The 23,657-nt window shown below is 67.0% G+C and carries 24 protein-coding genes; 21 read left to right on the top strand and 3 right to left on the bottom strand.

Translation table 11 applies throughout. From position 1 onward, the window contains the following. Nucleotides 1-48: 48 nt before the first annotated feature. From pyrR to metK, 11 genes are all read left to right on the top strand, one after another. Nucleotides 49-624: a bifunctional pyr operon transcriptional regulator/uracil phosphoribosyltransferase PyrR gene (pyrR, locus tag CIHUM_RS06185; protein ID WP_034998864.1), complete on the top strand. Its 576-nt coding sequence runs from the start codon at nucleotides 49-51 to the stop codon at nucleotides 622-624. Continuing rightward, nucleotides 621-1,571, top strand: coding sequence for an aspartate carbamoyltransferase catalytic subunit (locus CIHUM_RS06180; protein WP_034998865.1), 951 nt, complete (start codon nucleotides 621-623; stop codon nucleotides 1,569-1,571). The genes pyrR and CIHUM_RS06180 overlap by 4 nt, the downstream gene beginning before the upstream one ends. Continuing rightward, entirely contained in the window at nucleotides 1,568-2,851 is a 1,284-nt protein-coding gene (locus tag CIHUM_RS06175; protein ID WP_273680161.1) for a dihydroorotase, read from the top strand. The genes CIHUM_RS06180 and CIHUM_RS06175 overlap by 4 nt, the downstream gene beginning before the upstream one ends. Nucleotides 2,852-2,854: 3 nt before the next feature. Continuing rightward, nucleotides 2,855-3,334, top strand: coding sequence for a carbamoyl-phosphate synthase domain-containing protein (locus tag CIHUM_RS06170; protein WP_034998867.1), 480 nt, complete (start codon nucleotides 2,855-2,857; stop codon nucleotides 3,332-3,334). A 23-nt stretch (nucleotides 3,335-3,357) separates the two neighbouring features. Next, nucleotides 3,358-6,714 (top strand): carbamoyl-phosphate synthase large subunit, encoded by a 3,357-nt coding sequence (gene carB / locus CIHUM_RS06165; protein WP_034998868.1) that lies wholly within the window; start codon nucleotides 3,358-3,360, stop codon nucleotides 6,712-6,714. Then, on the top strand, nucleotides 6,714-7,541 hold the full coding sequence (gene pyrF, locus CIHUM_RS06160) for an orotidine-5'-phosphate decarboxylase (RefSeq protein ID WP_034998870.1): 828 nt from the start codon (nucleotides 6,714-6,716) through the stop codon (nucleotides 7,539-7,541). Before carB ends, pyrF begins: the two co-directional genes overlap by 1 nt. A gap of 223 nt (nucleotides 7,542-7,764) precedes the next feature. After that, nucleotides 7,765-8,088 (top strand): integration host factor, actinobacterial type, encoded by a 324-nt coding sequence (mihF, locus tag CIHUM_RS06155; protein WP_034999332.1) that lies wholly within the window; start codon nucleotides 7,765-7,767, stop codon nucleotides 8,086-8,088. Between the two features lie 2 nt (nucleotides 8,089-8,090). Further along, the gene (gmk, locus tag CIHUM_RS06150) at nucleotides 8,091-8,678 is read left to right on the top strand and encodes a guanylate kinase (protein WP_034998871.1); all 588 of its coding nucleotides are present in this window, start codon (nucleotides 8,091-8,093) and stop codon (nucleotides 8,676-8,678) included. Between the two features lie 35 nt (nucleotides 8,679-8,713). After that, nucleotides 8,714-9,010 (top strand): DNA-directed RNA polymerase subunit omega, encoded by a 297-nt coding sequence (gene rpoZ, locus CIHUM_RS06145; RefSeq protein WP_289624555.1) that lies wholly within the window; start codon nucleotides 8,714-8,716, stop codon nucleotides 9,008-9,010. An 88-nt stretch (nucleotides 9,011-9,098) separates the two neighbouring features. Beyond that, nucleotides 9,099-10,355, top strand: coding sequence for a bifunctional phosphopantothenoylcysteine decarboxylase/phosphopantothenate--cysteine ligase CoaBC (gene coaBC, locus CIHUM_RS06140; RefSeq protein ID WP_034998875.1), 1,257 nt, complete (start codon nucleotides 9,099-9,101; stop codon nucleotides 10,353-10,355). A gap of 141 nt (nucleotides 10,356-10,496) precedes the next feature. Beyond that, nucleotides 10,497-11,714, top strand: coding sequence for a methionine adenosyltransferase (gene metK, locus CIHUM_RS06135; protein ID WP_034998877.1), 1,218 nt, complete (start codon nucleotides 10,497-10,499; stop codon nucleotides 11,712-11,714). On the opposite strand, the gene CIHUM_RS06130 is transcribed toward metK, so the two are convergent. Genes CIHUM_RS06130 through CIHUM_RS06120 form a run of 3 tightly spaced genes read right to left on the bottom strand, consistent with a single transcriptional unit; the run spans nucleotide 11,711 to nucleotide 13,941 of the window. Beyond that, the gene (locus CIHUM_RS06130) at nucleotides 11,711-12,577 is read right to left on the bottom strand and encodes a hypothetical protein (protein ID WP_034998879.1); all 867 of its coding nucleotides are present in this window, start codon (nucleotides 12,575-12,577) and stop codon (nucleotides 11,711-11,713) included. The two genes, metK and CIHUM_RS06130, sit on opposite strands and share 4 nt — an antisense overlap. A 3-nt stretch (nucleotides 12,578-12,580) precedes the next feature. Beyond that, nucleotides 12,581-12,940 (bottom strand): hypothetical protein, encoded by a 360-nt coding sequence (locus CIHUM_RS06125; RefSeq protein WP_034998882.1) that lies wholly within the window; start codon nucleotides 12,938-12,940, stop codon nucleotides 12,581-12,583. A gap of 17 nt (nucleotides 12,941-12,957) precedes the next feature. Then, the gene (locus CIHUM_RS06120; protein ID WP_051106381.1) at nucleotides 12,958-13,941 is read right to left on the bottom strand and encodes a polysaccharide deacetylase family protein; all 984 of its coding nucleotides are present in this window, start codon (nucleotides 13,939-13,941) and stop codon (nucleotides 12,958-12,960) included. A 135-nt stretch (nucleotides 13,942-14,076) separates the two neighbouring features. Between CIHUM_RS06120 and CIHUM_RS06115 the strand changes: the two genes are divergently transcribed. From CIHUM_RS06115 to CIHUM_RS06070, 10 genes are all read left to right on the top strand, one after another. Beyond that, a complete protein-coding gene (locus CIHUM_RS06115) occupies nucleotides 14,077-16,086 on the top strand; it encodes a primosomal protein N' (protein ID WP_034998885.1) in 2,010 nt (669 codons plus the stop codon). 40 nt (nucleotides 16,087-16,126) lie between these two features. Next, nucleotides 16,127-16,618, top strand: a complete 492-nt coding sequence (gene def, locus CIHUM_RS06110) for a peptide deformylase (protein ID WP_034998887.1) — start codon at nucleotides 16,127-16,129, stop codon at nucleotides 16,616-16,618. Nucleotides 16,619-16,631: 13 nt separating this feature from the next. Beyond that, on the top strand, nucleotides 16,632-17,561 hold the full coding sequence (gene fmt, locus CIHUM_RS06105; RefSeq protein WP_034998890.1) for a methionyl-tRNA formyltransferase: 930 nt from the start codon (nucleotides 16,632-16,634) through the stop codon (nucleotides 17,559-17,561). After that, nucleotides 17,558-19,036 (top strand): RsmB/NOP family class I SAM-dependent RNA methyltransferase, encoded by a 1,479-nt coding sequence (locus CIHUM_RS06100; RefSeq protein ID WP_034998892.1) that lies wholly within the window; start codon nucleotides 17,558-17,560, stop codon nucleotides 19,034-19,036. The genes fmt and CIHUM_RS06100 overlap by 4 nt, the downstream gene beginning before the upstream one ends. Nucleotides 19,037-19,046: 10 nt before the next feature. Next, nucleotides 19,047-19,709, top strand: a complete 663-nt coding sequence (rpe, locus tag CIHUM_RS06095; protein ID WP_034998895.1) for a ribulose-phosphate 3-epimerase — start codon at nucleotides 19,047-19,049, stop codon at nucleotides 19,707-19,709. After that, entirely contained in the window at nucleotides 19,706-20,704 is a 999-nt protein-coding gene (gene ribD, locus CIHUM_RS06090; protein ID WP_034998898.1) for a bifunctional diaminohydroxyphosphoribosylaminopyrimidine deaminase/5-amino-6-(5-phosphoribosylamino)uracil reductase RibD, read from the top strand. Before rpe ends, ribD begins: the two co-directional genes overlap by 4 nt. Next, the gene (locus CIHUM_RS06085; RefSeq protein ID WP_034998900.1) at nucleotides 20,685-21,272 is read left to right on the top strand and encodes a riboflavin synthase; all 588 of its coding nucleotides are present in this window, start codon (nucleotides 20,685-20,687) and stop codon (nucleotides 21,270-21,272) included. The genes ribD and CIHUM_RS06085 overlap by 20 nt, the downstream gene beginning before the upstream one ends. Nucleotides 21,273-21,283: 11 nt before the next feature. Further along, nucleotides 21,284-22,537 carry a bifunctional 3,4-dihydroxy-2-butanone-4-phosphate synthase/GTP cyclohydrolase II gene (locus tag CIHUM_RS06080; RefSeq protein WP_034998901.1) on the top strand — a complete coding sequence of 418 codons (1,254 nt, stop codon included), beginning with the start codon at nucleotides 21,284-21,286 and terminating at the stop codon, nucleotides 22,535-22,537. 23 nt (nucleotides 22,538-22,560) lie between these two features. Then, nucleotides 22,561-23,046, top strand: coding sequence for a 6,7-dimethyl-8-ribityllumazine synthase (ribH, locus tag CIHUM_RS06075; RefSeq protein WP_074432002.1), 486 nt, complete (start codon nucleotides 22,561-22,563; stop codon nucleotides 23,044-23,046). A 77-nt stretch (nucleotides 23,047-23,123) separates the two neighbouring features. Beyond that, the gene (locus CIHUM_RS06070) at nucleotides 23,124-23,657 is read left to right on the top strand and encodes a PH domain-containing protein (RefSeq protein ID WP_034998903.1); all 534 of its coding nucleotides are present in this window, start codon (nucleotides 23,124-23,126) and stop codon (nucleotides 23,655-23,657) included.

Here is a 23,657-nt window from a genome sequence, read left to right as displayed (position 1 = left end):
GTTCGAAATCCTTTAAATTCCGCACTGTGAGGCGGGGAAGGAGGTTCGATGAGTGAGAACGAACGGTCGACCGTCGAGTTGCTGAACGCTCAAGACGTCGGCCGCACTGTTGCACGCATCGCGCATCAGATTATTGAGAAAACGGCGTTGGACGATGAGACCAGCCCACAGGTTCTGCTTTTGGGAATTCCGTCCGGGGGAGTGCCGCTGGCACAGCGAATTGCAGTAGCCGTTGAAGAATTTTCCGGGGTGGCAATCCCCGTGGGCAGCCTGGACACGACGCTGTACCGCGATGATTTGCGCAACCGCCCCCACCGCGCCCTGCGGCCCACCAATATCCCGGTGGATATCGACGGGGCGGTGGTGATTCTGGTCGACGATGTGCTGTACTCCGGCCGCACCATCCGCGCGGCGCTGGATTCTTTGCGCGACATCGGCCGCCCCGCAGCCATCCAACTGGCGGTGCTGGTGGACCGCGGCCACAGAGAACTGCCCATCCGCGCGGACTACGTGGGCAAGAACATCCCGACCTCGAAGGACGAGGACGTCACCGTGTCGCTGACGCCGCTCGATGCCGAGGACCGGGTCACCCTGTCCAGGCCTGCAGAGGGAGGCACGAAATGAAGCACCTGATCGACATCGCGGATCTGTCCCGCGAGGAAATTGTCGGCCTGATGGACGAGGCGGACCGTTTCCGCGAAGCCTTGGACGGCCGCGAGATTAAGAAGCTGCCCACCCTGCGTGGCCGCACGGTGATGACGCTGTTCTATGAAAACTCCACCCGCACCCGGTCATCGTTTGAGACCGCGGGCAAATGGATGAGCGCGGACGTGATCAACCTGTCCGCGTCCTCGTCGTCGGTGAAGAAGGGCGAGTCGCTCAAAGACACCGCCGCGACCCTCGAGGCGATCGGCGCGGATGCGATCATCATGCGCCACCCGGCTTCGGGCGCATCGCAGCTGCTGCGTAAGTGGCTGCCGGAAACCAGCATCATTAACGCTGGCGACGGCCAGCACCAGCACCCCACCCAGGCGCTTTTGGACGCGGTGACCATGCGCCAGCACATCGGCGACGTGGCGGGCAAGACCGTGCTCATCGTTGGCGACGTCCTGCACTCGCGCGTGGCGCGCTCCAACGTGGACCTGCTGTACACGCTCGGTGCCGAGGTTGTGCTGGTGGCCCCGCCGACGCTGCTGCCCACCGGGGTGCAGTACTGGCCGGCGCGCGTGTCACACGACTTCGACGCCGAGGTCGAGCAGGCGGACGTGGTGATGATGCTGCGCGTGCAGGCTGAGCGTATGCACGGCGGCTTCTTCCCGTCGCACCGCGAGTACGCCACCCTGTACGGGCTGAGCAAGGACCGCGCGAACCGCATGAAGGACTCGGCGCTGATCATGCACCCGGGCCCGATGTTGCGCGGCATGGAAATCAACTTCGATGTCGCGGACCGCGACAACGCCGTGGTGCTGGGCCAGGTCTCCAACGGTGTCTACACCCGCATGGCCGTGCTGTTTACCCTGCTGGCTAGCTCTGACGAGCGGGGCAGCGCTGAGGAAGGAGCCATCAAGTGACCACGCTCGCTTTGAACAACGTCCGCCCGTACGGCGAGGACGTGACCAACATTCTCATCGATGTCACCGACGGCGTGATCGACGCGGTCGGGGAGAACCCCTTCGACGACGCGGACGAGGTCGTGGACTGCGGGGGCAACGTGCTGCTGCCGGGCCTGGTGGACATGCACGTGCACCTGCGCGAGCCGGGCCGCGAGGACACTGAGACGATCGCCACCGGCTCTGACGCCGCGGCCAAGGGCGGGTTCACCGCCGTGTTCACCATGGCCAACACCTCCCCAGTGATCGACCAGCCGTTCCTCGCTGAGGCGGTGTGGACGAAGGGCCAGGAGTACGGCAAGTGCGACGTCTACCCGGTGGGCTCCATTTCCCAGGGTTTGAAGGGTGAGCAGCTCACCGAGATCGGGCTGATGTCCCGCAGCGGCGTGCGCATGTTCTCCGACGACGGCAAGTGCGTCAACGACCCGCAGCTGATGCGCCGCGCCATCGAGTACGCCAAGGCGCACGACGTGGTGCTCGCGCAGCACGCCGAGGACCACCGCATGACCGAGGGCTCCGTCGCCCACGAGGGCGAGCAGGCCGCGCGCCTGGGCCTGCGCGGTTGGCCGCGCGTGGCGGAGGAGTCCATTGTGGCGCGCGACGCGATCATGACCCGCGACTACGGCGGCCGCTACCACCTGTGCCACGCCTCCACCGAGGGCACCGTGGAGCTTCTGCGCTTTGCTAAGAACCAGGGCATCGACGTCACCGCCGAGGTCACCCCGCACCACCTCATGCTCACCGACGAGAAGCTCGCCACCTACGACGGCCTGTTCCGCGTGAACCCGCCGTTGCGCGAGGCCCGCGACGCCGAAGCGCTCAAGCAAGCGCTTCTCGACGGCAACGTTGACGTGGTCGCCACCGACCACGCCCCGCACGGCTCCGAGGACAAGTGCGTGGAGTTCGAGCACGCCAAGCCCGGCATGCTCGGCCTGGAGACCTCTTTGGCCGTGGTCCACCGCATCTTCGTGGAGTCGGGCGAGGCCGATTGGCGCTTCGTGGCCAAGGTCATGAGCGAGCGTCCGGCTGAGATCCTGCGACTTGAAGACCAGGGCCGACCGATCAACGTCGGTGAGCCGGCCAACCTGGTGCTGGTGGACCCGCAGTCGCCGTGGACCGCCCACGGCGATGAGATGGCGTCCAAGGCATCCAACACCCCGTACGAAGACATCGAATTTTCGGCCCGCGTGGTTGGCACCTGGCTGCGCGGCACCCAAACCTACGACGCGAAGAAGGCGTAAACCATGTTTGACAACACCACCAAGCAACCCCAGCGCACGCGCGCGACGCTCGTGCTTGACGACGGCTCCGCCTTCCCCGGCTTCGTTTTCGGGGCGACGCCCGCAGCAAACACCTCGGACGAGATCGCCGGCGAGGTCGCCTTCACCGCCGACATGTTCGGCTACGAGCGCGAACTGTGCGAGGCCAATCGACAAGGCCAGATCCTTGTTTTCGCCTCCCCGCAGGTGGGCAACGTCGGCTGGACCGGCGAGGGCGCGTCCGGCAGCACCGAGATCACCGCCGCAGCCGTCATCGTGCGCGACGTCGCGCGCATTGCCTCCAACCACAACGCCCAGCGCACCCTGGCCGAAGAGCTTGCGGCGCAGGGTGTCACCGGCTTGTGGGGCGTGGACACCCGCAAGCTCGTCCGCCACCTGGCAAACGCCGCCCGCGAGGGAAAGACGGTGCGGGGCCAGGTCACCGTCGATAAGCACGAAGCCTAAGAGAAAGACCAGGAGATACACACATGAAGCGCAACGACTTAAACCACGTCCTGGTCATCGGCTCCGGCCCGATCGTGATCGGCCAGGCTTGCGAGTTCGACTACTCCGGCACCCAGGCGTGCCGCGTGCTCAAAAACGAGGGCCTGCGGGTAACGCTGGTGAACTCCAACCCGGCGACGATCATGACCGACCCGGAGTTCGCCGACCACACCTACGTGGAACCGATTGAGCCCAGCTACATCGACCGGATCCTCGCCCGCGAGGCAGAGCAGGGCCACCCGGTGGACGCGATCCTGCCCACGCTCGGTGGCCAGACCGCCCTGAACGCCGCGATCAAGCTGGATCGCCTTGGCATTTTGAAAAAGCACGGGGTGGAGCTCATCGGCGCCGACATCGAGGCCATCGAGCGCGGCGAGGACCGCCAGAAGTTCAAGGACATCGTGGAGAAAATCGGCGGCGAATCCGCCCGCTCCCGCGTGTGCTACACCATGGAAGAGGTCGAGGAAACCGTCGCGGAACTGGGCTTCCCGTGCGTGGTGCGCCCCTCGTTTACCATGGGCGGCCTCGGCTCCGGCCTGGCCTACGACATGGTCGATCTGCACCGCATCGCCGGCGACGGCCTAGTGGCCTCGCCGGAGGCGAACGTGCTGATCGAGGAATCCATCCTGGGCTGGAAGGAAATCGAGCTGGAACTCATCCGCGACTCCGCGGATAACTGCATCGCCGTCGCCACCATCGAGAACGTGGACGCGATGGGCGTGCACACCGGCGACTCCGTCACCGTGGCTCCGGTGCTGACCATGACCGAGCCTGAGGTGACCACCATGATCGAGCAGGGCAAGGCCATCATCCGCGAAGTCGGTGTGAAAACGGGCGGCTGCAACATCCAGTTCGCCATCAACCCCGAAGACGGCCGCATGATCACAATCGAGATGAACCCGCGCGTGTCGCGTTCGTCTGCTTTGGCGTCCAAGGCCACGGGCTACCCGATTGCGAAGATGGCCACCTTGCTCGCCATCGGCTACACCCTCGACGAGATCCCCAACGACATGACCGGCGGGGAGACCACGGCGCTCGCGGAGCCGTCGCTGGACTACGTCATTGTGAAAATGCCGCGCTTTGCCTTTGAGAAGTTCCCGGGCTCCGACGAGACCCTGGGCACGTCGATGAAGGCGGTGGGCGAGGCCATGGGCATCGGCCGTAACTACATCCAGGGCCTGAACAAGGTCATGCGCTCGATGGAGGACAAGCCGAACGGCTTCTGGACCCGCCCGGACGAGTACTTCGCTGGCGAGCGCGCCACCGACGTCGCCGCGGTGCTCGAGGACCTGAAGGTGCCCACCGACAAGCGCCTCTACGACGTGGAGCTCGCGCTGCGCCTCGGCGCCAGCGTGGACGAAGTGTACGAAGCCTCCGGCATCGACCCGTGGTTCCTGGAGGAGCTCGTCGCACTCATCGAATTTAGGCAGCAGCTTCTCGACGCCCCGGTGCTCGACGCCGAGCTGTTGCGCGAAGCGAAGGCGTTTGGCCTGTCCGACGCCCAGATCGCCGCGCTGCGCCCGGAGCTGGCGGGGGAGTCCGGTGTGCGCCAGCTGCGCTGGTCGCTGGGCATTACCCCGACGTTTAAGACGGTGGACACCTGCTCCGGCCAGTTCGACGCGAAGGTGCCTTACCTGTACTCCGCCTACGAGCTCGACCCGGACGCCGAATCCGAGGTTGTTGCTTCTTCGGGCGGCAGCGAGAAGGAAAAGGTCATCATCCTCGGCTCCGGCCCGAACCGCATCGGCCAGGGCATCGAGTTCGACTACTCCTGCGTGCACGCTGCGCTGGAGCTGTCGCGTGTGGGCTACGAGACGGTGATGGTCAACTGCAACCCGGAGACCGTTTCCACCGACTACGACACCGCTGACCGCCTCTACTTCGAGCCGCTGACGTTCGAAGATGTCATGGAGATCTACCGCGCTGAGGCCGCCACCGGCACCGTCGCAGGCGTGATCGTGCAGCTCGGCGGCCAGACGCCGCTGGGTCTGGCGCAGCAGCTTGAAGACGCCGGCGTGCCCGTGGTCGGCACTTCCCCCGAGGCCATTGACATGGCGGAGGACCGCGGCGAGTTTGGCAAGGTGCTCGACGCGGCGAACCTGCCGGCGCCGGCCTTCGGCACTGCCACCACCTTCGAAGGCGCACGCGAGGTGGCGGACCGCATTGGCTACCCGGTGCTGGTGCGCCCCTCCTACGTGCTAGGTGGCCGCGGCATGGAGATTGTCTATGACGAGGACAACCTGCGCGACTACATCAACCGCGCCACCGAGCTGTCCCCGGACCACCCGGTGCTGGTGGACCGCTTTTTGGACAACGCTATCGAGATCGACGTCGACGTGCTCTGCGACGGCACGGACGTCTACCTCGGCGGCGTGATGGAGCACATCGAGGAAGCCGGCATCCACTCCGGCGACTCCGCCTGCGCGCTGCCGCCGATGACGCTGGGGCCGGACGACATTGCCAAGGTCCGCCGTTCCGCAGAAGCTCTCGCGCACGGCATTGGCGTCGAGGGCCTGATGAACGTGCAGTTCGCGCTCAAGGATGACATCCTCTACGTCATCGAAGCCAACCCGCGCGCGTCGCGCACCGTGCCGTTCGTGTCCAAGGCCACCGGCGTGCATCTGGCCAAGGCAGCCGCGCGCATCATGATGGGTGCCACGATTGCGCAGCTGCGTACCGAAGGGTTGATCCCGTCCGACTACGACGGCGGATCCTTGCCGCTGGAGCACCCGATCGCGGTGAAGGAAGCGGTGCTGCCGTTTACCCGGTTCCGCCGCCCGGACGGCGCGCTGCTGGACACCATCCTCGGCCCGGAGATGAAATCTACCGGCGAAGTCATGGGCCTGGCACCGTCCTTCGGAATGGCGTACGCTAAGGCGGAGGCCGCGGCATTCGGCGAATTGCCTACCGAAGGCACTGTGTTTGTCTCGCTTGCCAACCGCGACAAGCGCACCCTGATTTTCCCGATCCAGCGCCTGTCCACCATGGGATTCAAGGTCCTGGCAACGGAGGGCACGGCGCAGATGCTGCGCCGCAACGGCATCGAATGCGAGGTCGTGCTCAAGGGATCACAGGTGCGTGAGGGCGCTGAGGGGAAGTCCATTGTGGACCGCATCCTGGATGGCGAGATCGACCTGGTGTTGAACACCCCAGCTGGCTCCGCAGGCGCGCGCCACGACGGTTACGACATCCGCGCGGCGGCCGTTATCGCAGACGTGGCCATCATGACCACCGTGCAGGGCGTCACCGCAGCAGTGCAGGGCATCGAGGCGACCCGCGCCAAGGAGTTCTCCGTGACCAGCCTGCAGGAGCTCGAGCACGGCAAGACGGAGGCGAAGTAATGACGGCACAGGGCTTCGGCGAGCGCCTCGTTGAGGCCGGGCGGGAGTATGGCCGTCTGTGCGTGGGCATCGACCCTCACGCCGCGCTGCTTGCACAGTGGGGGCTTGAAGACACCGTCGAGGGTCTGCGGGCGTTCTCCGAGACCTGTGTGGAGGCATTCGCCGGCCACGCCGCGGTGGTCAAGCCACAGGTGGCGTTTTTCGAGCGCTTCGGCTCAGCCGGATACGCGGTGCTCGAGGACACGCTCGCGCAACTGCGTGAGAGCGGCACCTTGGTAATCGCCGATGCGAAACGCGGCGACATCGGGTCCACGATGGCGGGCTACGCGGCGGCCTGGCTAGCGCCGGGTTCTCCGTTGGAGGCCGACGCGATGACCTTGACGCCGTACCTTGGTGTTGGCTCGCTCGACCCGGCGATCGAGCTGGCGGCCCAGCACGGCAAAGGCGTGTTTGTCATGGCCGCCAATTCCAACCCGGAGGCGGTGGCGCTGCAGACCGGCACTATCGACGGGAAGATGCTCGCGCAGCGGATGGTGGATGAGTGCGCGGAGTACAACCGTGGCGACGATGCTGAATACATTGGGCACGTCGGTGTGGTCGTCGGCGCGACTGTGCAAAACCCGCCGGTGCTGGATCAGCTGAACGCGCCGGTGCTGATGCCGGGCGTGGGTGCCCAAGGAGCGACGATGGACGATGCCCAAGCGATTGCGGGTGAGGTGGGGCACCTCGTTTTCCCCAGCGTTTCCCGCTCCGTCCTCGCGGCAGGGCCGGAAGTCGCTGAGCTGCGTAAACGTGTGTCTGACCTGGGGAAACAGGCGAAAGGCTAGGGTGCATTTACCGCCTAGCAAAATCCCTGGTAGTTTAATTCCGTCGCACGGTGACGTGGAGAAATGCGGTGCATAACGCGCTCCGCAGCACCGTTGCAGAGAAAAGCAGTGTTAGACTGTGCCGAACGTGGCGAATTGCACCGATGATATTCGGCGGAGTGCGCCCCGGATCCGGCACATGTCGGACTGGATAAATGTTCGTAACTATCACATGGAGGAACCCGTGGCACTTCCACAGTTGACCGATGAGCAGCGCAAGGCAGCACTTGAGAAGGCTGCTGAGGCCCGCAAGGCTCGTGCCGAGCTGAAGGCATCCCTCAAGCGCGGCGAGACCACGCTGAAGGACGTCCTGGACAAGGCTGACACCGACGAGATCATCGGCAAGACCAAGGTCTCCGCACTCCTCGAGGCTATGCCGAAGGTGGGCAAGGTCAAGGCTCGCGAGATCATGGAGGAGCTGGAGATCGCTCAGACCCGTCGTCTGCGTGGCCTCGGTGACCGTCAGCGTCGCGCGCTGCTCGAGCGCTTCGGCTACGAAGAGAACTAAACGTGTCCGAGGTGGCTCCCCGCGGACAGCTGGTCGTCCTGGCTGGCCCGTCTGCGGTGGGAAAGTCGACGGTGGTGGGCGGCCTTCGCAGTGCCGTACCGGATTTGTACTTCTCCGTCTCCATGACTACCCGCGCACCGCGTCCGGGTGAGGTGGACGGTAAGGACTACTTCTTTGTCACCCCCGAACACTTCCAGGGCCGAATTGACCGCGGAGAGATGCTGGAGTGGGCCGACATTCACGGAGGCCTGCAGCGCTCCGGCACCCCTGCCGGTCCGGTGCAGGAGGCTATGGAAGCCGGGCGGCCCGTTCTCGTCGAAGTTGACCTAGCAGGTGCACGCAACATCAAGCGACTGTTGCCGGAAGCACGGACCGTGTTTTTGGCGCCGCCGTCGTGGGACGTGCTCGTTCAGCGCCTCACCGGGCGCGGCACTGAGACTCCCGAGGTGATTGAGCGCAGGCTCACCACCGCCCGGAAGGAGCTCGACGCTCAGGGCGAATTCGACACCGTGGTGGTCAACGACGACGTGGATGCGGCGGTGGCGGCCATCGCCGGCATTCTTCAAGGCACATCTTCCAACAACAGTTAGCGAGTGGGTTACACGTGAGCAACACAACTAAGGATCTGTCCGAGACGTCCGCTGCCGAGGAAACCCCTCAGCAGGACAACGTCTACGACACTCCGGAGGGCATTACGGCGCCCCCGATCGACGAGCTTTTGACGAAAGTGTCGTCGAAGTACGCGCTCGTCATCTTCGCAGCGAAGCGTGCCCGCCAGATCAACAGCTTCTACCAGAATTCCGAGGACGGTGTCTTCGAGTTCGTGGGACCGCTGGTTTCCCCGGAGCCGGGCGAGAAGCCGCTGTCGATCGCTCTGCGCGAGATCGAGGCTGGCCTGCTCGAGCACGAGGAAGGCCAGTAAGCCTGTCGCGCAGCAGTAGCGCACGGTAGGTCACCGCCGCCGCCCAGCAACACCGCTGGGCGGCGGCGGTTTTGTATGCTTGGGGCTCATGAGCGAAGCCCAGAACCCGGCCCAGAACCCGACGCAGCCGCTGCGCGTAGTCATTGGAGTATCCGGCGGGATCGCCGCGTACAAGGCGTGCCACCTAGTTCGGAACTTCAAGGAGGCGGGGGACGAGGTCCGCGTCATTCCGACCACAAACGCGCTGAACTTCGTTGGCGCTGCCACGTTTGAAGCGCTGAGCGGCAACCCGGTGGACACCGGCGTATTCACCCGCGTGGACGAGGTGCAGCATGTGAGGGTAGGACAGGAGGCGGATCTGATCGTCGTCGCGCCCGCGACGGCGGACCTGATTGCTCGGGTGGCCGCCGGGAGAGCAGACGACCTGCTCACCTCCACAATCCTCGTGGCTACGTGCCCGGTGGTGCTGGCGCCTGCCATGCACACGGAGATGTGGCTCAACCCAGCGACGCAGGTAAACGTCGCAACGCTGCGCGAGCGCGGGATTACCGTGCTCGAACCCGCGCACGGGCGGCTCACGGGTAGAGACACCGGCCCTGGGCGCTTGCCGGAGCCGGATGTGATCGCCCAGCTAGCGCGTACTGTGCTGCGTACGAACGGCGCGAATGCGTTCGCTCGGACGCTTGCGGGCAAGCGCGTGCTGATCAGCGCGGGTGGCACCCAGGAGAACATCGATCCGGTGCGCTACATCGGCAACCGGTCCTCCGGCAAGCAGGGCTACGCCCTGGGGGACATCGCCGCGCAGCGCGGCGCCAAGGTGACCATCGTGGCGGGCGCGACCGACGAGCTGGAACCGCCGTCGGGCGCGGAGGTGGTCAAGGTCGGCTCCACCCGGGAGATGCGGCAGGCGATGGTGGATCGCGCACCGGACGCTGACGTGGTGATCATGGCGGCCGCGGTGGCAGATTTTCGTCCAGAAGCGGAAGCGAACACGAAGCTGAAGAAGGGGCAGGCGGACGACGCGTTGTCCACGATCCGGCTCACGGAGAACCCGGACATTCTCAAGGACCTCGTGGACATGCGCGAGGCGGGGCAGGTCGCCTCGACCATCATCGGTTTCGCCGCGGAGACGGACAACGAGCTGGAAAACGGCCGCGCGAAGCTCAAGCGAAAGGGCGCGGACATGCTCATGCTCAACTCCGTGGCCGGCGGCGGCGTGTTCGGGCAGGCCCGCAACCGGGGTTGGCTGCTCAGCGCCGACGGTGGCGAGGAGGAGATTCCGGATGGCACTAAGCACGAGGTGGCGGTACACATCTGGGACGCGATAGAGCGTCTCGCGCTGTGAGATTGCACATTTAGACAGCTTGGTCTATCGTGGGCATGACTTAACGACGTGCCGTTCCCGTTTCAGCCCGTGTAAAGCTGAGCCGCCCAGCAGGTGCGCCGGAACGCAACCCGTCCGCCCAGATGCAAAGGAAAGACTGCTTTGTCCACTGATACGTACTTCCGCTTGTTCACAAGCGAATCGGTCACTGAGGGCCACCCCGACAAGATCTGCGACGCGATCTCGGACGCGATCCTGGACGACATGCTCGCCCAGGACCCGGACGCGAAGGTGGCCGTGGAGACCCTCGCCACGACCGGCCAGGTACACGTGGTGGGAGAGGTGCGTACCTCCGCCTACTCAAACATCGCCCGGATCGTGCGCGAGAAACTGGTGGAGATCGGCTTCGACTCTTCCGAGGTCGGCTTCGACGGCCGCAGCTGCGGCGTGAACATCGCGATCGGGGACCAATCGGCGGAGATCCACGATTCCGTGGTGACCTCCCAGGAGGTCCGCGAGAACACCTCCACCGGCGCGGAGGACCAGACCGGCGCGGGCGACCAGGGCCTGATGTTCGGCTACGCCACCAACGAGACCCCGGAGTTCATGCCGCTGCCGATCTCCACGGCGCACCACCTGGCGCGCCGGCTGTCCCAGGTGCGCCACGAGGGCATCGTGGATGGGCTGCGCCCGGACGGCAAGACCCAGGTGACCTTCGCTTACGACGGCCAGACCCCGGCATTCATTGACACGATCGTCATCTCCACGCAGCACGACCCGGACTTCACCGGCGAGCCGCTGGAGGCGGCGCTGCGCGAGCACGTGATCAACTGGGTGCTCAAGGACGCCGACCTGGAGCGTTACTACCGCGAGGACACCAAGGTGCTGGTCAACCCGTCCGGTTCCTTCATCCAGGGCGGCCCCATGAGTGATGCAGGCCTAACCGGCCGCAAGATCATCGTGGACACCTACGGCGGCATGGCCCGCCACGGCGGCGGCGCGTTTTCCGGCAAGGATCCCTCAAAGGTGGACCGTTCCGGCGCGTACGCGATGCGCTGGGTGGCTAAGAATATCGTCGCCGCGGGCCTGGCGGAGCGCGTTGAGGTGCAGGTGGCGTACGCCATCGGCCGCGCGAACCCGGTGGGCCTATACGTTGAGACGTTCGGCACCGCCACCGAGGGGCAGACGGACGAGAGCATCCAGCAGGCGGTGGAGAAGGTCTTCGACCTTCGCCCGGAGGTGGTCATCCGCGAACTGGACCTCAAGCGCCCGATCTACGCGCGAACTGCCGCGTACGGCCACTTCGGCCGCACGGACATCGACGTGCCGTGGGAACGCACCGACAAGGTCGACGACCTCAAGGCCGCCGCCGGCGTCTAATCCGTCTCCGTCTTTCCCTCCGCCTGGTGGTTGCGCCAGGCGGCTTTTTCTCGCTCGGAGCGTTTATGGTTGCGCAGCACGACCACGCCGGCGACGATGCCGATGACCACCGGCAACCAAATCCTGGTGTACTCCAGCAGCCACAGCACCCACTCGGGCACCTCGGGCAGGTCGAGATCTGGCCAGTTGATGTCGGGCAGGGGCAAATTAAGCTCCGGCAGCTCAGGTACCGGCAGGTTCATGTGGGGCAGTTGCCAATCGGGGAGGTCCGGCAGGTCCCAGTCAGGCAGAAAACCCAGCAACCACTTGAGAAACCGGGAGAGGATTGGGCCGAGCAGCAGCACGGCGAGCGCCCATCCGCCCTTGCCCAAGCCTTCGGCCATGGGGATCAGGGTGCGTTTGAGCTCGCTGGACTCCATGGTTTCGCGACGGTGCGCGCCGCGTGAGCCGGCGGGCGGGTCGAACTCCACCACCGTGTCGCCTTCGCGGAACTCCACGCTCAGCAGCTCATCCAAGCCACTGACCCGCAGCTTCAGGTGTGGCTTCGAACGGTCGAGTCCCACCAGCATCGGTGTTTCCAGCTCGTCTTTCGGGCCGTCGCCGAACAGCGGTAGACGGGTGCTGTTGACGTCGTTGTAGCGGTGCTGCACCGCGCCGTCGACGCGCACCTCCATGCGCTCGGTGGGGTTTTTCGACCACAGCTGGATCCGCTCTTTGAACGAACTCTCCGCCGTCGCCAGGGTGCCCGGCTTGTCCGCCTCCTCGCCGGGCCAGCTTGCGTCCTCTGCGGCGAAGTCGCGGTCGAAACCGACGCGGACCTCGATCAGGCCGTATTCGGGGTGGTTGAGGCTCCAGGTTTCCATCGGTTACACCTCCGCATTGCTTCTAGACGAGCTGCCGCCCGCCAACGACCCCACCCACATCGCCGCCGCGCAGGCAAGCGTCACACCGATGGCATATATGAACGTGCCGTCGTTGAAGTACAAGGTCTTGGCAATCCAGAAACCCACCCCTGTCAGCAGTGGCAGGGACCAATTGCGGCGGAAAGCGATGCCGTCGATAAGCCCGGCGATGATGGCCACCCCGAAGATGAACCCGACCATCACCCACGGGTTGCGCACCAACGGGATGAGCAGCAACGGCCCGAGGGCGTAGGCAGCGAACATGGCATAGGGGATGGCTTTGACCCATCCTTTGCGGGCGTCGTTGTCCTGCTGTTCAGTCATGGGCAGGAGTATAGGAACTAATCCGCCCTCGTGTACACGTGACCGGCTTCGGGGCGCTTGATCATTTCGTCGAGCCCGACCGGCTTGAGCCCCTTGGCACGCAGGCCATCGATGACGCACTCCGCCGCGTCGACGGTGGGCTGGTGGATGTCGTGCATGAGGATGATGGAGCCCTCGCGGGCACCTTCCACCGCACGCTTGCAGGTGGTGGTTGGATTGCGGTGCTGCCAGTCGGCGGTGTCCACGTCCCAGATGGCCAGCGACATGCCGCGCTCGCCGGCGGCGGAGGCCACGCGCGAATCGTAGGAACCGTACGGCGGGCGCATCCAGTGCGGCTCCACACCGGCCTGCTTCTTCAGCGCAGCGTTCGTGCCGTCCAGTTGGGCGGTGATTGCGGCATCGGACTGCCTGGCCAGGTCGGGGTGGTCAACGGAGTGGTTGCCGATGGTGTGGCCCTCGTCGCGGATCCGGCGCAGAATCTGCGGGTAGGCGTTGGCGTTGCGGCCCACCACGAAGAAGGTGGCGTGCGCGTCCTTGCGCTTGAGGATATCCAGCAGGCGCTCGGTGGAGCTGGGGACCGGGCCGTCGTCGTAGGTGATGGCGACGCAGTTGTAGCACTTCGGCGGCACCGGCGAAGGCGAGGGCTCCTGCGCGGGTACCACGGTGACGTCGGCCGGTTTCGCCGGCTCCGGCGGGCGCAGGTGCGGGGGCACGGCCTGCTTCACCTGGTCAGGCAGGCCGTCGAAGGCGCGGCGCCAGCCGTCCTCCACGGCGCTGCGTGCGTGGTCGGAGGAGCCGGTGATGAAGGCGGAGCTGCCGTCGATAGGCGAACCTGCTCCCTGTGCGAGGATGGGGCCGAAGGAATCGCCGGGGATGATCTGCGTGCCTTGCCGCAGGGCCAGCTGCGTCACTTTGGCCGCATCAGCGGAGGCGGGGGTAGGCGAGATCGCTACAGCGGCGAGGAGGGCGGCAGAGGCGACTACGGTAAGCAGGCGTTTCATCAGGGGGCCAAGTCTTTCAAACGCGCGTGAGGATAATTCTTTCAGTCTTATTAGTACTCCAAACAAGCCCGGAATGGGCGATTGGGGTGCTCGCGCCCGAAGGCGGTGTCGGGCGGTGGTTTAGAATCCGGGGTCATGTCTGACACGCCCGCCGCCGAAGCCCCAATCGCGCGCGTGTTGCCCATGCTCGGTCTCGCGCATCTGGACAGGCCCTTCGACTACCTGGTGCCCTCCCAGGATGCGGACGCAGTGCAGCCCGGGGTGCGGGTGCGCGTGCGCTTTGCGGGGCGGCTCGTGGACGCGGTGGTGCTCGAGCGCGCCTCGCAATCGCGGCACGTGGGGTCGTTGCGCTTCATCGAGCGGGTCATCTCGTCGGAGGTTGTGGCTCCGGCGAAAACGCGCGAGCTTATCGACGCGCTCGCGGACCGTTACGCGGGCGTGCGATCCGATATCTACCGCTCGGCTATCCCGGCGCGCCACGCGAAGGCGGAGGAAACGGACACCTCCACTCCATGGGAGGATTTGGGGGAGGCCGGGGAGCCGGACTTGTCGGCGTGGACCGCGTACACCTTTGGCGAGTCTTTCGTGGACGCGGTGGTGGGCGGCAAGATTGCGCGGGCGGCGTGGCAGGTTGCACCTGGAGACGACTGGGCGGCGGCGTTGGCGTCGCTGGCGGCGAAGGTGGCGTTGGATGGAGCGGGCGCGCTGATCGTGGTGCCGGACCAGAAAGACGTGGACGCGTGCGAGGTGGCGCTGAAAGAGATCGTCGGGGCGCGGCAGGTGACAACGCTGTCGGCATCGCAGGGCCCGCAGGCGCGGTACTCGCGCTACTTATCGGTGCTGCACGGGCAAGGTCGGATTGTGGTGGGCACGCGCTCGGCCGCGTTCGCTCCGGTGGAAAACCTGCGGTTTGCGGCGCTCATGTTCGACGGCGACGACAACCTGGTGGATCCGCGCGCGCCGTACGTGCACGCGCGCGAGGTGCTGACCACGCGATCGGCGCAGGAGGGGTGCTCGTTGATTCTCGGCGGGCATGCGCGCACGGCCGAGGCGCAGCTGCTGGTGGAATCCGGGTGGATGCACGAGCTGGTCGCCCCGCGCCAGAGCTTGCGCACCCGTTCGCCGTACATCCACGCGGCGGGGGATTCGGACTTTGAGATGGAGCGCGACCCGCGCGCGAAGCAGGCCCGCCTGCCGTCGTCGGCGTTCCAGGCGGCGACACGAGCGCTCGAGCGCGGTGCCCCTGTGCTGTTCCAGGTGCCGCGCACCGGCTACATCCAGTCGCTTGCGTGCGGGCAGTGCCGGACTCCGGCGCGCTGCCGGTGGTGCAACGGGCCTCTGAGCCTGCCTTCGGGCGGCGAGGCCGCGGCGCCGACGTGCCGGTGGTGTGGGCGGATGGACCCGGCGCACGTGTGCCCGGCCTGCGGCTCGCGCAGGCTGCGCGCGGTGGTGCTGGGCACGGAGCGCACGGCCGAGGAGCTGGGGCGTGCCTTTGCCAAGTACAAGGTGATCACCTCAGGCGGCGAGAACGTGCGTGCGCAGGTGCAGCCGGGCCCGGCGCTGGTGGTGGCCACGCCGGGTGCGGAGCCGCATGTTGAAGGAGGCTACGGTGCGGCGGTGCTTCTGGACGCCTGGGCGCTGATGCAACGGCCGGACCTGCGCGCGGTGGAGGACACCTTTGCCAAGTGGATGGGGGCGGCCACGCTGGTGGAGCCGCATAGCGCTGGCGGGGAGGTGGTCGTGGTGGCAGAGCCCTCGCTGCCTGTGGTGCAGCACTTGATCCGCTGGGGCGCGCCCGGGTTCGCAGCCCTCGAGCTGTCACTGCGGCGCGAGGCCCGCTTTCCGCCGGCGGTGCACGTGGCGGTGGTGGACGCCCCGCGAGATGGGTTAGACGAGTTCTTCGCGCGCACCGAGCTACCCGAGCACGCCGAGCTGCTCGGCCCGGTGGATCTGCCGCCGGGGGTGCGGCTGCCGGGCGAGTGGAACCGGGAGGCGCTCGGGCCTGCGCAGCGGATGCTGGTGCGCACCCCGCTTGCCGGGCGCACCGCGCTGGGCAAGGCGCTTCGAGCGGGCGCGGTGGCGTGGACGACAGCAAAGCAGGACTTGCCGCTGCGCGTCCAGGTCAATCCGGTGGACATCGGCTAGCTGGGTCGCGTGATTGGGCGTGGCACTACACTTGCACCCCATGGCTATCCGCGACATCCGCCTGTTCGGCGACCCAGTGCTCAACACCGCTGCAGCAGAGGTCACCGTTTTCGACGCCGCCCTCGAGCGACTGGTCGCCGACATGCTGGAAACCATGGACCACGCTGGCGGGGTGGGCCTGGCCGCGAACCAGATCGGGCTTGCGCGCCGGATCTTCGTGTTCGACTGCCAGGGCATGCGCGGACACATCGTCAACCCCGTGTGGGAACCGTTGGGCGACAAGATGCAGACCGGCGTCGAGGGCTGCCTGTCGGTGCCGGACGTGCGCGGGGAGGTCACCCGCCACAGGACGGTGGTGGCCCGCGGCCAGGACTGCTACGGGCGTCCGCTTACCCTGCGCGGCACCGGGTTGTTGGCGCGCTGCATCCAGCACGAAGCGGACCACTTGGATGGCGTGATGTTCATGCGCAGGATGGCACCGGAGCGACGCAAGGAAGCGATGGCGGCGATCCGGGCCGCCGACTGGAGCTAAGGAGAACGTTTTTATGCGACTCGTATTCGCCGGCACCCCCGAACCCGCCGCCGCGGCACTCGAGCGGCTCATCGCCTCCGACCACGAGGTCGTCGCGGTGCTCACCCGCCCGGATGCGCGCCGCGGCCGTGGGCGCACGCTGCACCCGTCTCCGGTAAAGGCGCTCGCCGTCGAGCACGGCATTGCAGTGCTCACCCCGGAAAGCCTCACGCGCGACGACGCCATCCGGCACCAACTGGAGGAGCTGGCGCCCGACGCGATCCCGGTGGTGGCCTACGGCAACCTCATTCCGGCGGACATGCTGGACATCCCCGCACACGGCTGGGTGAACCTGCACTTCTCCCTGCTGCCCAAGTGGCGTGGGGCGGCACCGGTGCAGGCTGCGATCGCCGCCGGGGACGCGGTCACCGGCGCGACCACCTTCCGTATTAACGAGGGTCTGGACACCGGCGACATCCTGGACACGCTGGAAACAGAAGTCGGGGAGGCGGAAACCAGCGGCGAGCTGCTGGAGCGCCTCGCCTACGCCGGAGCTGACCTGCTGGTTAAGACCATGGACGCGCTGGACGCAGGCACCGCGGAACCGACGCCGCAACCGGAAGAGGGCACCTATGCCCACAAGATCGCCCCGGCGGACGCCCGGGTGGACTGGAACCAGCCGGCCGCCGTGATCGACCGCGGCATTCGCGCCCACACCCCGGCGCCGGGTGCGTGGACTATGCGCGGGGAGAACCGCTTCAAGCTCGGCCCGGTCACCCCGACCGGGGAGGGCTCGTTGGCTCCGGGTGAGGCCGCGCTTGGCAAGAATGAGGTGCTCGTGGGCACCGCCGACGGCGACGTGCGGCTGGGCACGATCCAGCCGCCGGGCAAAAAGATGATGAACGCGGCGGACTGGGCCCGCGGGTTGGCCGCTGACGCGAAAGAAGGAGTGGTGTTCGAGTGAGCGGAGGATTCAGGTCGCGCTCCGCGGGGCGGCGCGAAGACAAGCCGGCGCACCAGCGCAACCGGAAGCAGGGCCGCGGTGCAGCGCAGCAGCCGCGCAAGCAGAGCGGTGGGCGCCAGCGCTACACGGTGAAAGGACGTCCGGCCAGCATCGGCGACCCGGCGCGCGAGACGGCCTTCGAGGTGGTGCTGCGCGTCGCCCGTGACGACGCCTTTGCCAACCTCACCCTGCCCGGCATCCTGCGCGAGCGGAAGATCACCGGCCGAGACGCCGCGTTCGCCACCGAGCTGGCCTACGGCACGTTGCGCAGCCTCGGGGTGCTCGACGCGGTGATCGCGAAGAACTCCTCGCGGGAGCTTGAACGGATCGCGCCCGAGGTGCTCGCCGCGCTTCGCCTGGGCGCTTACCAGCTGCTCTACACCCGCGTAGGCGATCACGCCGCGGTGGACACCTCGGTGCGGCTCGTCGAGTCCGCCGGCCACGAGAAGGCGAAGGGCTTCGCCAACGGTGTGCTGCGTTCCATTGCCCGCGCGCCCGCCGACGAGTGGCTGCGCACCCTCGCCCCGGACAGCGAGCTGGGCGCGCTGGCGTTCACCCACGCCCACCCGGAGTGGATCGCGCGGTCTTTCGCGGAGGCTCTCGGCGACAAGCGCAACGAGCTGGAAGCCGCGCTCGAGGCGGACTCGGCCCGCCCGGTCGTGCACCTGGTGGCGCGCCCGGGGGAGATCTCCGCGGAAGAGCTGGCGCTTAGCACCGGCAGCGAGCAGGGCAAGTACTCGCCGTACGCGGTGTACCTGCCGGAGGGGGACCCAGGCCAACTCGAGCCGGTGCGCGAGGGCCTCGCCGCGGTGCAGGACGAGGGCTCGCAGATCATCGCGCGTGCTGTCACCGAGGTCCCTGTCGAGCAGGATCAAGGCCGTTGGCTTGACCTGTGTGCGGGCCCCGGTGGCAAGGCTGCGCTCATCGGGGCGATCGCGGCTATCGACGCCGCGGCGGTCGACGCCGTTGAAGTCAGCCCGCACCGCGCGGAGCTGATCTCCAAGACGGTGCGCGGCCTGCCGGTGACCGTCCACACCGCGGACGGGCGCGACCCGAAACTCGAGCCGGGCTACGACCGCATCCTGGTGGACGCCCCCTGCTCCGGGCTGGGCGCGCTGCGTCGGCGCCCAGAGGCGCGCTGGACGAAGTCCGAAGACGACATCGCGGAGCTGACCCAGCTGCAGGAAGAGCTGCTCCAATCCGCCGTGAACCTAGCCAAGCCGGGTGGGGTGGTGGTCTACTCCACGTGCTCGCCGGATGTGCGAGAGACCCGGGGAGTCGTGGAGAAGCTCCTGGCGAAAGGCGGCGTTGAGGAGCTCGACGCGCGGCAGTGGGCCGCCGGCATGGAGGATGTGGGCGAGGGCCCGAGCGTGCAGATGTGGCCGCACCGCCACGGCACCGACGCAATGTTCTTCGCTGTGCTGCGCAAAAGCTAAGGTAGAACCCATGATTCAGATCGCCCCATCAATTCTGGCCGCGAACTACGCCGCGCTCGGCGACGACGTGCGCAAGGTGGCTAACGCGGACCTGATCCACGTGGACATCATGGACGGCCACTTCGTGCCCAACCTCTCCTTCGGCCCGGACGTGACCAAGGCGGTCAACGGCGTCACCGACCAGTTCCTGGACATGCACCTGATGATCGAGGAGCCGGAGCGCTGGTTTGAAACCTACGTCAAAGCCGGCGGCGACCGTCTCGTCTTCCACGTCGAAGCCGTGGGCGACCACGTCGCGGCCGCGAAGCAGTGCCGCGAGCTGGGCGTGCAGTCCGGATTTGCCATCAAGCCCGGTACCGCGATTGAGCCATACCTGGACGATCTGGAGCACTTCGACCAGGTCATGGTCATGAGCGTGGAGCCCGGTTTCGGCGGCCAGAAGTTCATGCCGGAGGTGTTGAGCAAGGTGATGGTGCTGCGCGACCGCATCAAGGAGGCGAGCTTGGACACCATCATCGGCATTGACGGCGGCATCGCGGGCGCGACCATCGCACAGGCTGCGGAGGCTGGCGTGGATGCGTTCGTGGCCGGTTCCGCAGTCTTCGGCGCCGACAACCCGGCAGAGGCGGTAGAGCGCCTGCGCGAGCTCGCCCGGGAGGCGGCGCAAGGGTGACCGAGGAACTCGGCGCCTTCTCCGCCGCGATCGAGGCCGGCGAGTCCGTCCGGGGTGCCACCTCGCCAAATCCTCCGGTGGGCTGCGCGCTTATTTCCGCCTCCGGCGAGCTCATCGCCACCGGCGCGACCTCGCCGGCAGGCGGGCCGCACGCGGAGGTCAACGCCCTGCGCGAAGCGGGCGAGCGCGCCCAAGGTGCTACTGCCGTGGTGACCCTGGAGCCGTGCAACCACACCGGCCGCACCGGTCCCTGCTCTGAGGCACTCGTGGAGGCGGGGATCCGGCGGGTGGTGTATTTCACCGCCGACCCCAACGAAGCGGCCGCCGGCGGGGCCGATTACCTGCGCGCCCACGGCGTCGAGGTGGACTTTCATCCGGTGCGGGTCGCGGCGCTGCAGCCCTGGCTGCGCTCGGTGCGTCTGGGCCGACCGAGCGTGACGTTGAAGTTCGCCTCCACGCTCGATGGTTTCACCGCCGCGGCGGACGGCACGAGCAAGTGGATCACCGGCGAGGATGCCCGGGAGTTGGTGCACGCGGACCGCGCGAAGCTCGACGCGATCATCGTCGGCACCGGCACCGCGATCGCCGACAACCCGTCGCTGACCGCGCGGTTCCCGGGCGGCACCTTGCGCGAGCACCAGCCGCGCCGCGTGGTGGTCGGCTCCCGGGAGGTGCCCGAGGGCAACCTTACTCGTTTGGGCTTCGAGCAGTACGCCACACCAGCGGAGGCGCTAAAAGCCCTTTGGGAGACCGGTGCGCGCGACGTGCTGGTGGAAGGCGGCGCGGCACTCGCCGCGAGCTTTCTCGAGCTGGATCTGGTTGACGCGGTGCATGCCTACATCGCGCCCGCGCTCCTCGGCGCCGGCCGCGGGGTGCTGGACCGCGCTATTGCAGGCACTATCGCCGACGCCCGCCGCTTCCGCACCACGCTCGTGCGGCCGGTGGGAAACGACGTGTTCTTAGAAATGGAGAGAGATGTTTACGGGACTCGTTGAGGAAATCGGGGTGGTAGAGGAGCTTGAGCAGCTTGACGACGCCGTCCGGATCGCCGTCCGCGCCCCCAAAGTCACCGAAGATGCCGCACCCGGCGACTCGATCGCCGTGGACGGGGTGTGCCTGACGGTGGTGGACAGCGTCGACGGCACCTTTACCGCGGACGTGATGCGCGAAACCTTGGACCGCTCCCGGCTCGGCACCTACAAGGCTGGTTCCAGGGTGAACCTCGAGCGGGCGCTCGCCGCGGGCCAGCGCATGGGCGGCCACATCGTCCAGGGCCACGTCGACGGCGTGGCCGAGGTGGTTTCGCGCACCCCGTCGGAGCACTGGGAGGTTGTGCGCTTCACGCTTCCGGAGCAGCTTTCCCGCTACGTCGTCGAGAAAGGCTCCATCGCGGTCAATGGCACCTCGCTGACCGTCTCGGCGGTGGGCGAGGGCTACTTCGAAGTCTCGCTCATCCCAACCACACTGCGCGAGACCACCGCCGGCGCGCTCGCGCCCGGCGACCTAGTGAACCTGGAGGTGGACATCGTGGCCAAATACGTTGAGAAAATGGTGCAGGGATAGGCTTGGACGGTATGACGTTGAATACGGTCGAGGAGGCTCTCGCCGCCATCCGCGCTGGCAAGGGCGTTGTCGTGGTGGACAGCGAGGACCGCGAGAACGAGGGCGACCTCATCTTCGCCGCCGAGGACGCCACCCCGGAACTGGTTGCCTTCATGGTGCGCCACACCTCCGGCTACATCTGTGTGTCCATGTCGGACGAGCGCGCCACCGCGCTCGAGCTGCCGCCGATGGTGGCGAACAACCAGGACCTGCACGGCACCGCGTACGCCGTCACCGTGGACGCAGACACCGGCACCACCGGCATTTCCGCGCGCTCGCGCGCAACGACGATCGCTTTGCTTGCCGACGACTCCGCCACCGCCGCGTCATTCACCCGCCCCGGCCACGTGGTGCCCCTGCGGGCCAAAGCCGGCGGCGTGCTGGAACGTCCGGGCCACACGGAGGCGGCCGTGGACCTGGCGCGGCTCGCGGGCAAGACCCCGGTTGGTGCGCTGTGCGAGATTGTCTCCGAGGATGACCCGACTGACATGGCGCGTTTCGACGAGCTGCGCCGGTTCGCCGACAGCCACGGGCTGCCAATGATCTCCATCGAGCAACTGGCTGAGTACCGTCGCCACCACGAGCGAACCGTCGAGCGTGTCACGCAGGCGAAGCTTCCCACCGAGTTCGGCGAATTCACCGCGGTGGGCTACCGCGACACTGTCTTCGGGGTGGAGCATGTGGCGTTGGTCGCCGGAGGCGTCGACAAGCTTGCGCACGCTTCCGACGTGCTGGTGCGGGTGCACTCCGAGTGCCTCACCGGCGACGTCTTCGCCTCCACGCGCTGCGACTGCGGCCCGCAGCTGCGCGAATCCATGCGGCGCATCCAGGCCGCCGGCCGTGGTGTGGTGGTCTACCTGCGTGGGCACGAGGGCCGAGGTGTCGGACTGATGGCGAAACTGCAGGCATACCGGCTGCAGGACGCGGGCCTGGACACCGTGGACGCGAACCTGGAGCAGGGCCTGCCGGCGGACGCACGAGAGTACTCCGCGGCAGGGCAGATCCTGGCGGATCTGGGGGTGGACACCTTCGAGCTGCTCACCAACAACCCGGACAAGTCCGACGCGCTGGCGGGCTACGGCCCCCAGGTGGCGCGCCGCAGTAGGATCGAGATCGTTCCCACACACGACAACATCGAGTACCTGCGCACCAAGCGCGACCGGATGGGCCACGACCTGCCTGGCGTGGCCGAGTGGCTCCACGCCCATCCGGGGTACGGAACCTAAAACGGACCCAAAAGGAGCTGTAAGTGGCATCGAGCGGAGCACCCGAGGACTATTCCATACAGGCGGAGGGCATGACCATCGCCGTGGTCTACACCCGCTGGAACGACAAGATCGTCGACCTGCTGCGCGCCGGCGCGCGGGATGAGGCCCGGGGGCTCGGCGTGAAGGTGGAGGAGTACGCCGTCGCAGGCGCCCTCGAGCTGCCGGTGGTGGCGCAGGCATGTGCCAAGCGTTACGACGCCGTGGTCGCCCTCGGCTGCGTCATCCGCGGCGAGACGGCCCACTTCCAGTACGTGTGCGACTCCGTGACCGCCGGGCTGACCCGCGTGGCGCTGGACGAGCAGACCCCGGTCGGAAACGGCGTGCTCACCGTGGACGACGAGGACCAGGCCTACGAGCGCGCCGGCGGCGAGGACGCCAAGGAAGACAAGGGTGCCGAGGCCATGCGCGCCGCCGCCGGCACTGCCGCGGAGCTGCGCAAAGTTCGCGCTCTGCCGTTGAAGGGTTAAGGTAACTCGGAGGGCGTGGAGCGGCCTTTGGGACGTCGACACGCAACAATGCTCGAGCGCTTGTAAGGAGTAAGGCAGTGGCTGAACAGCACCAAACCGCGGGACTTTCGGGCCGGGACGAGATTGCCTACCTCAACGCGCTCGACCCGCACGCCACCACCACCACGAAACCCTGGGAACTCGAGCTGACCTCGAAGTTTCTGCGCAAGATGGCCGTGGGTTGGATTGTTGTGGTCATGGCTGTGCACGTGTTCATGTCCTGGGCCGTGGACGCCGAGTTCACCGGCGTGGCCATCACCAGCATGGACAAGTTCGCCTTCATCGGTGTCGGCCTGATCATCTCCGTGCTGTCCTGGATCGCGCTGACGCGCCCGCGGGTGCGCGCGAATGAGGACGGTGTGCAGGTGCGCAACATCATCGGCACCCGCTTCTACCCGTGGACCGTGATCTACGGACTGAGCTTTCCGAAGGGCTCGCGCATGGCCCGCCTTGAGCTGCCGGAGTTCGAGTACGTGCCCCTGTGGGCCATCCAGTCCGGCGACAAGGAGCACGCCTTGAAGGCCGTGGAAGAGTTCCGCGCGCTCGAAGCCAAGTACATGCCGCAGGACTAA

The organism is Corynebacterium ihumii (assembly GCF_028609825.1).
Classification (GTDB): domain Bacteria; phylum Actinomycetota; class Actinomycetes; order Mycobacteriales; family Mycobacteriaceae; genus Corynebacterium; species Corynebacterium afermentans.
Note: the sequence above shows the minus strand (reverse complement) of the source record. Positions and strands in the feature narration are given on the sequence as shown.

Excerpts from the sequence above, each read along its gene's own strand:
- pyrR (WP_034998864.1), top strand. The coding sequence starts at position 49 with ATGAGTGAGAACGAACGGTCGACCGTCGAGTTGCTGAACGCTCAAGAC.
- CIHUM_RS06180 (WP_034998865.1), top strand. The coding sequence starts at position 621 with ATGAAGCACCTGATCGACATCGCGGATCTGTCCCGCGAGGAAATTGTC.
- CIHUM_RS06170 (WP_034998867.1), top strand. The coding sequence starts at position 2,855 with ATGTTTGACAACACCACCAAGCAACCCCAGCGCACGCGCGCGACGCTC.
- carB (WP_034998868.1), top strand. The coding sequence starts at position 3,358 with ATGAAGCGCAACGACTTAAACCACGTCCTGGTCATCGGCTCCGGCCCG.
- pyrF (WP_034998870.1), top strand. The coding sequence starts at position 6,714 with ATGACGGCACAGGGCTTCGGCGAGCGCCTCGTTGAGGCCGGGCGGGAG.
- coaBC (WP_034998875.1), top strand. The coding sequence starts at position 9,099 with ATGAGCGAAGCCCAGAACCCGGCCCAGAACCCGACGCAGCCGCTGCGC.
- CIHUM_RS06130 (WP_034998879.1), bottom strand. The coding sequence starts at position 12,577 with ATGGAAACCTGGAGCCTCAACCACCCCGAATACGGCCTGATCGAGGTC.
- CIHUM_RS06125 (WP_034998882.1), bottom strand. The coding sequence starts at position 12,940 with ATGACTGAACAGCAGGACAACGACGCCCGCAAAGGATGGGTCAAAGCC.
- CIHUM_RS06120 (WP_051106381.1), bottom strand. The coding sequence starts at position 13,941 with ATGAAACGCCTGCTTACCGTAGTCGCCTCTGCCGCCCTCCTCGCCGCT.
- CIHUM_RS06115 (WP_034998885.1), top strand. The coding sequence starts at position 14,077 with ATGTCTGACACGCCCGCCGCCGAAGCCCCAATCGCGCGCGTGTTGCCC.
- def (WP_034998887.1), top strand. The coding sequence starts at position 16,127 with ATGGCTATCCGCGACATCCGCCTGTTCGGCGACCCAGTGCTCAACACC.
- fmt (WP_034998890.1), top strand. The coding sequence starts at position 16,632 with ATGCGACTCGTATTCGCCGGCACCCCCGAACCCGCCGCCGCGGCACTC.
- rpe (WP_034998895.1), top strand. The coding sequence starts at position 19,047 with ATGATTCAGATCGCCCCATCAATTCTGGCCGCGAACTACGCCGCGCTC.
- CIHUM_RS06085 (WP_034998900.1), top strand. The coding sequence starts at position 20,685 with ATGTTTACGGGACTCGTTGAGGAAATCGGGGTGGTAGAGGAGCTTGAG.
- CIHUM_RS06080 (WP_034998901.1), top strand. The coding sequence starts at position 21,284 with ATGACGTTGAATACGGTCGAGGAGGCTCTCGCCGCCATCCGCGCTGGC.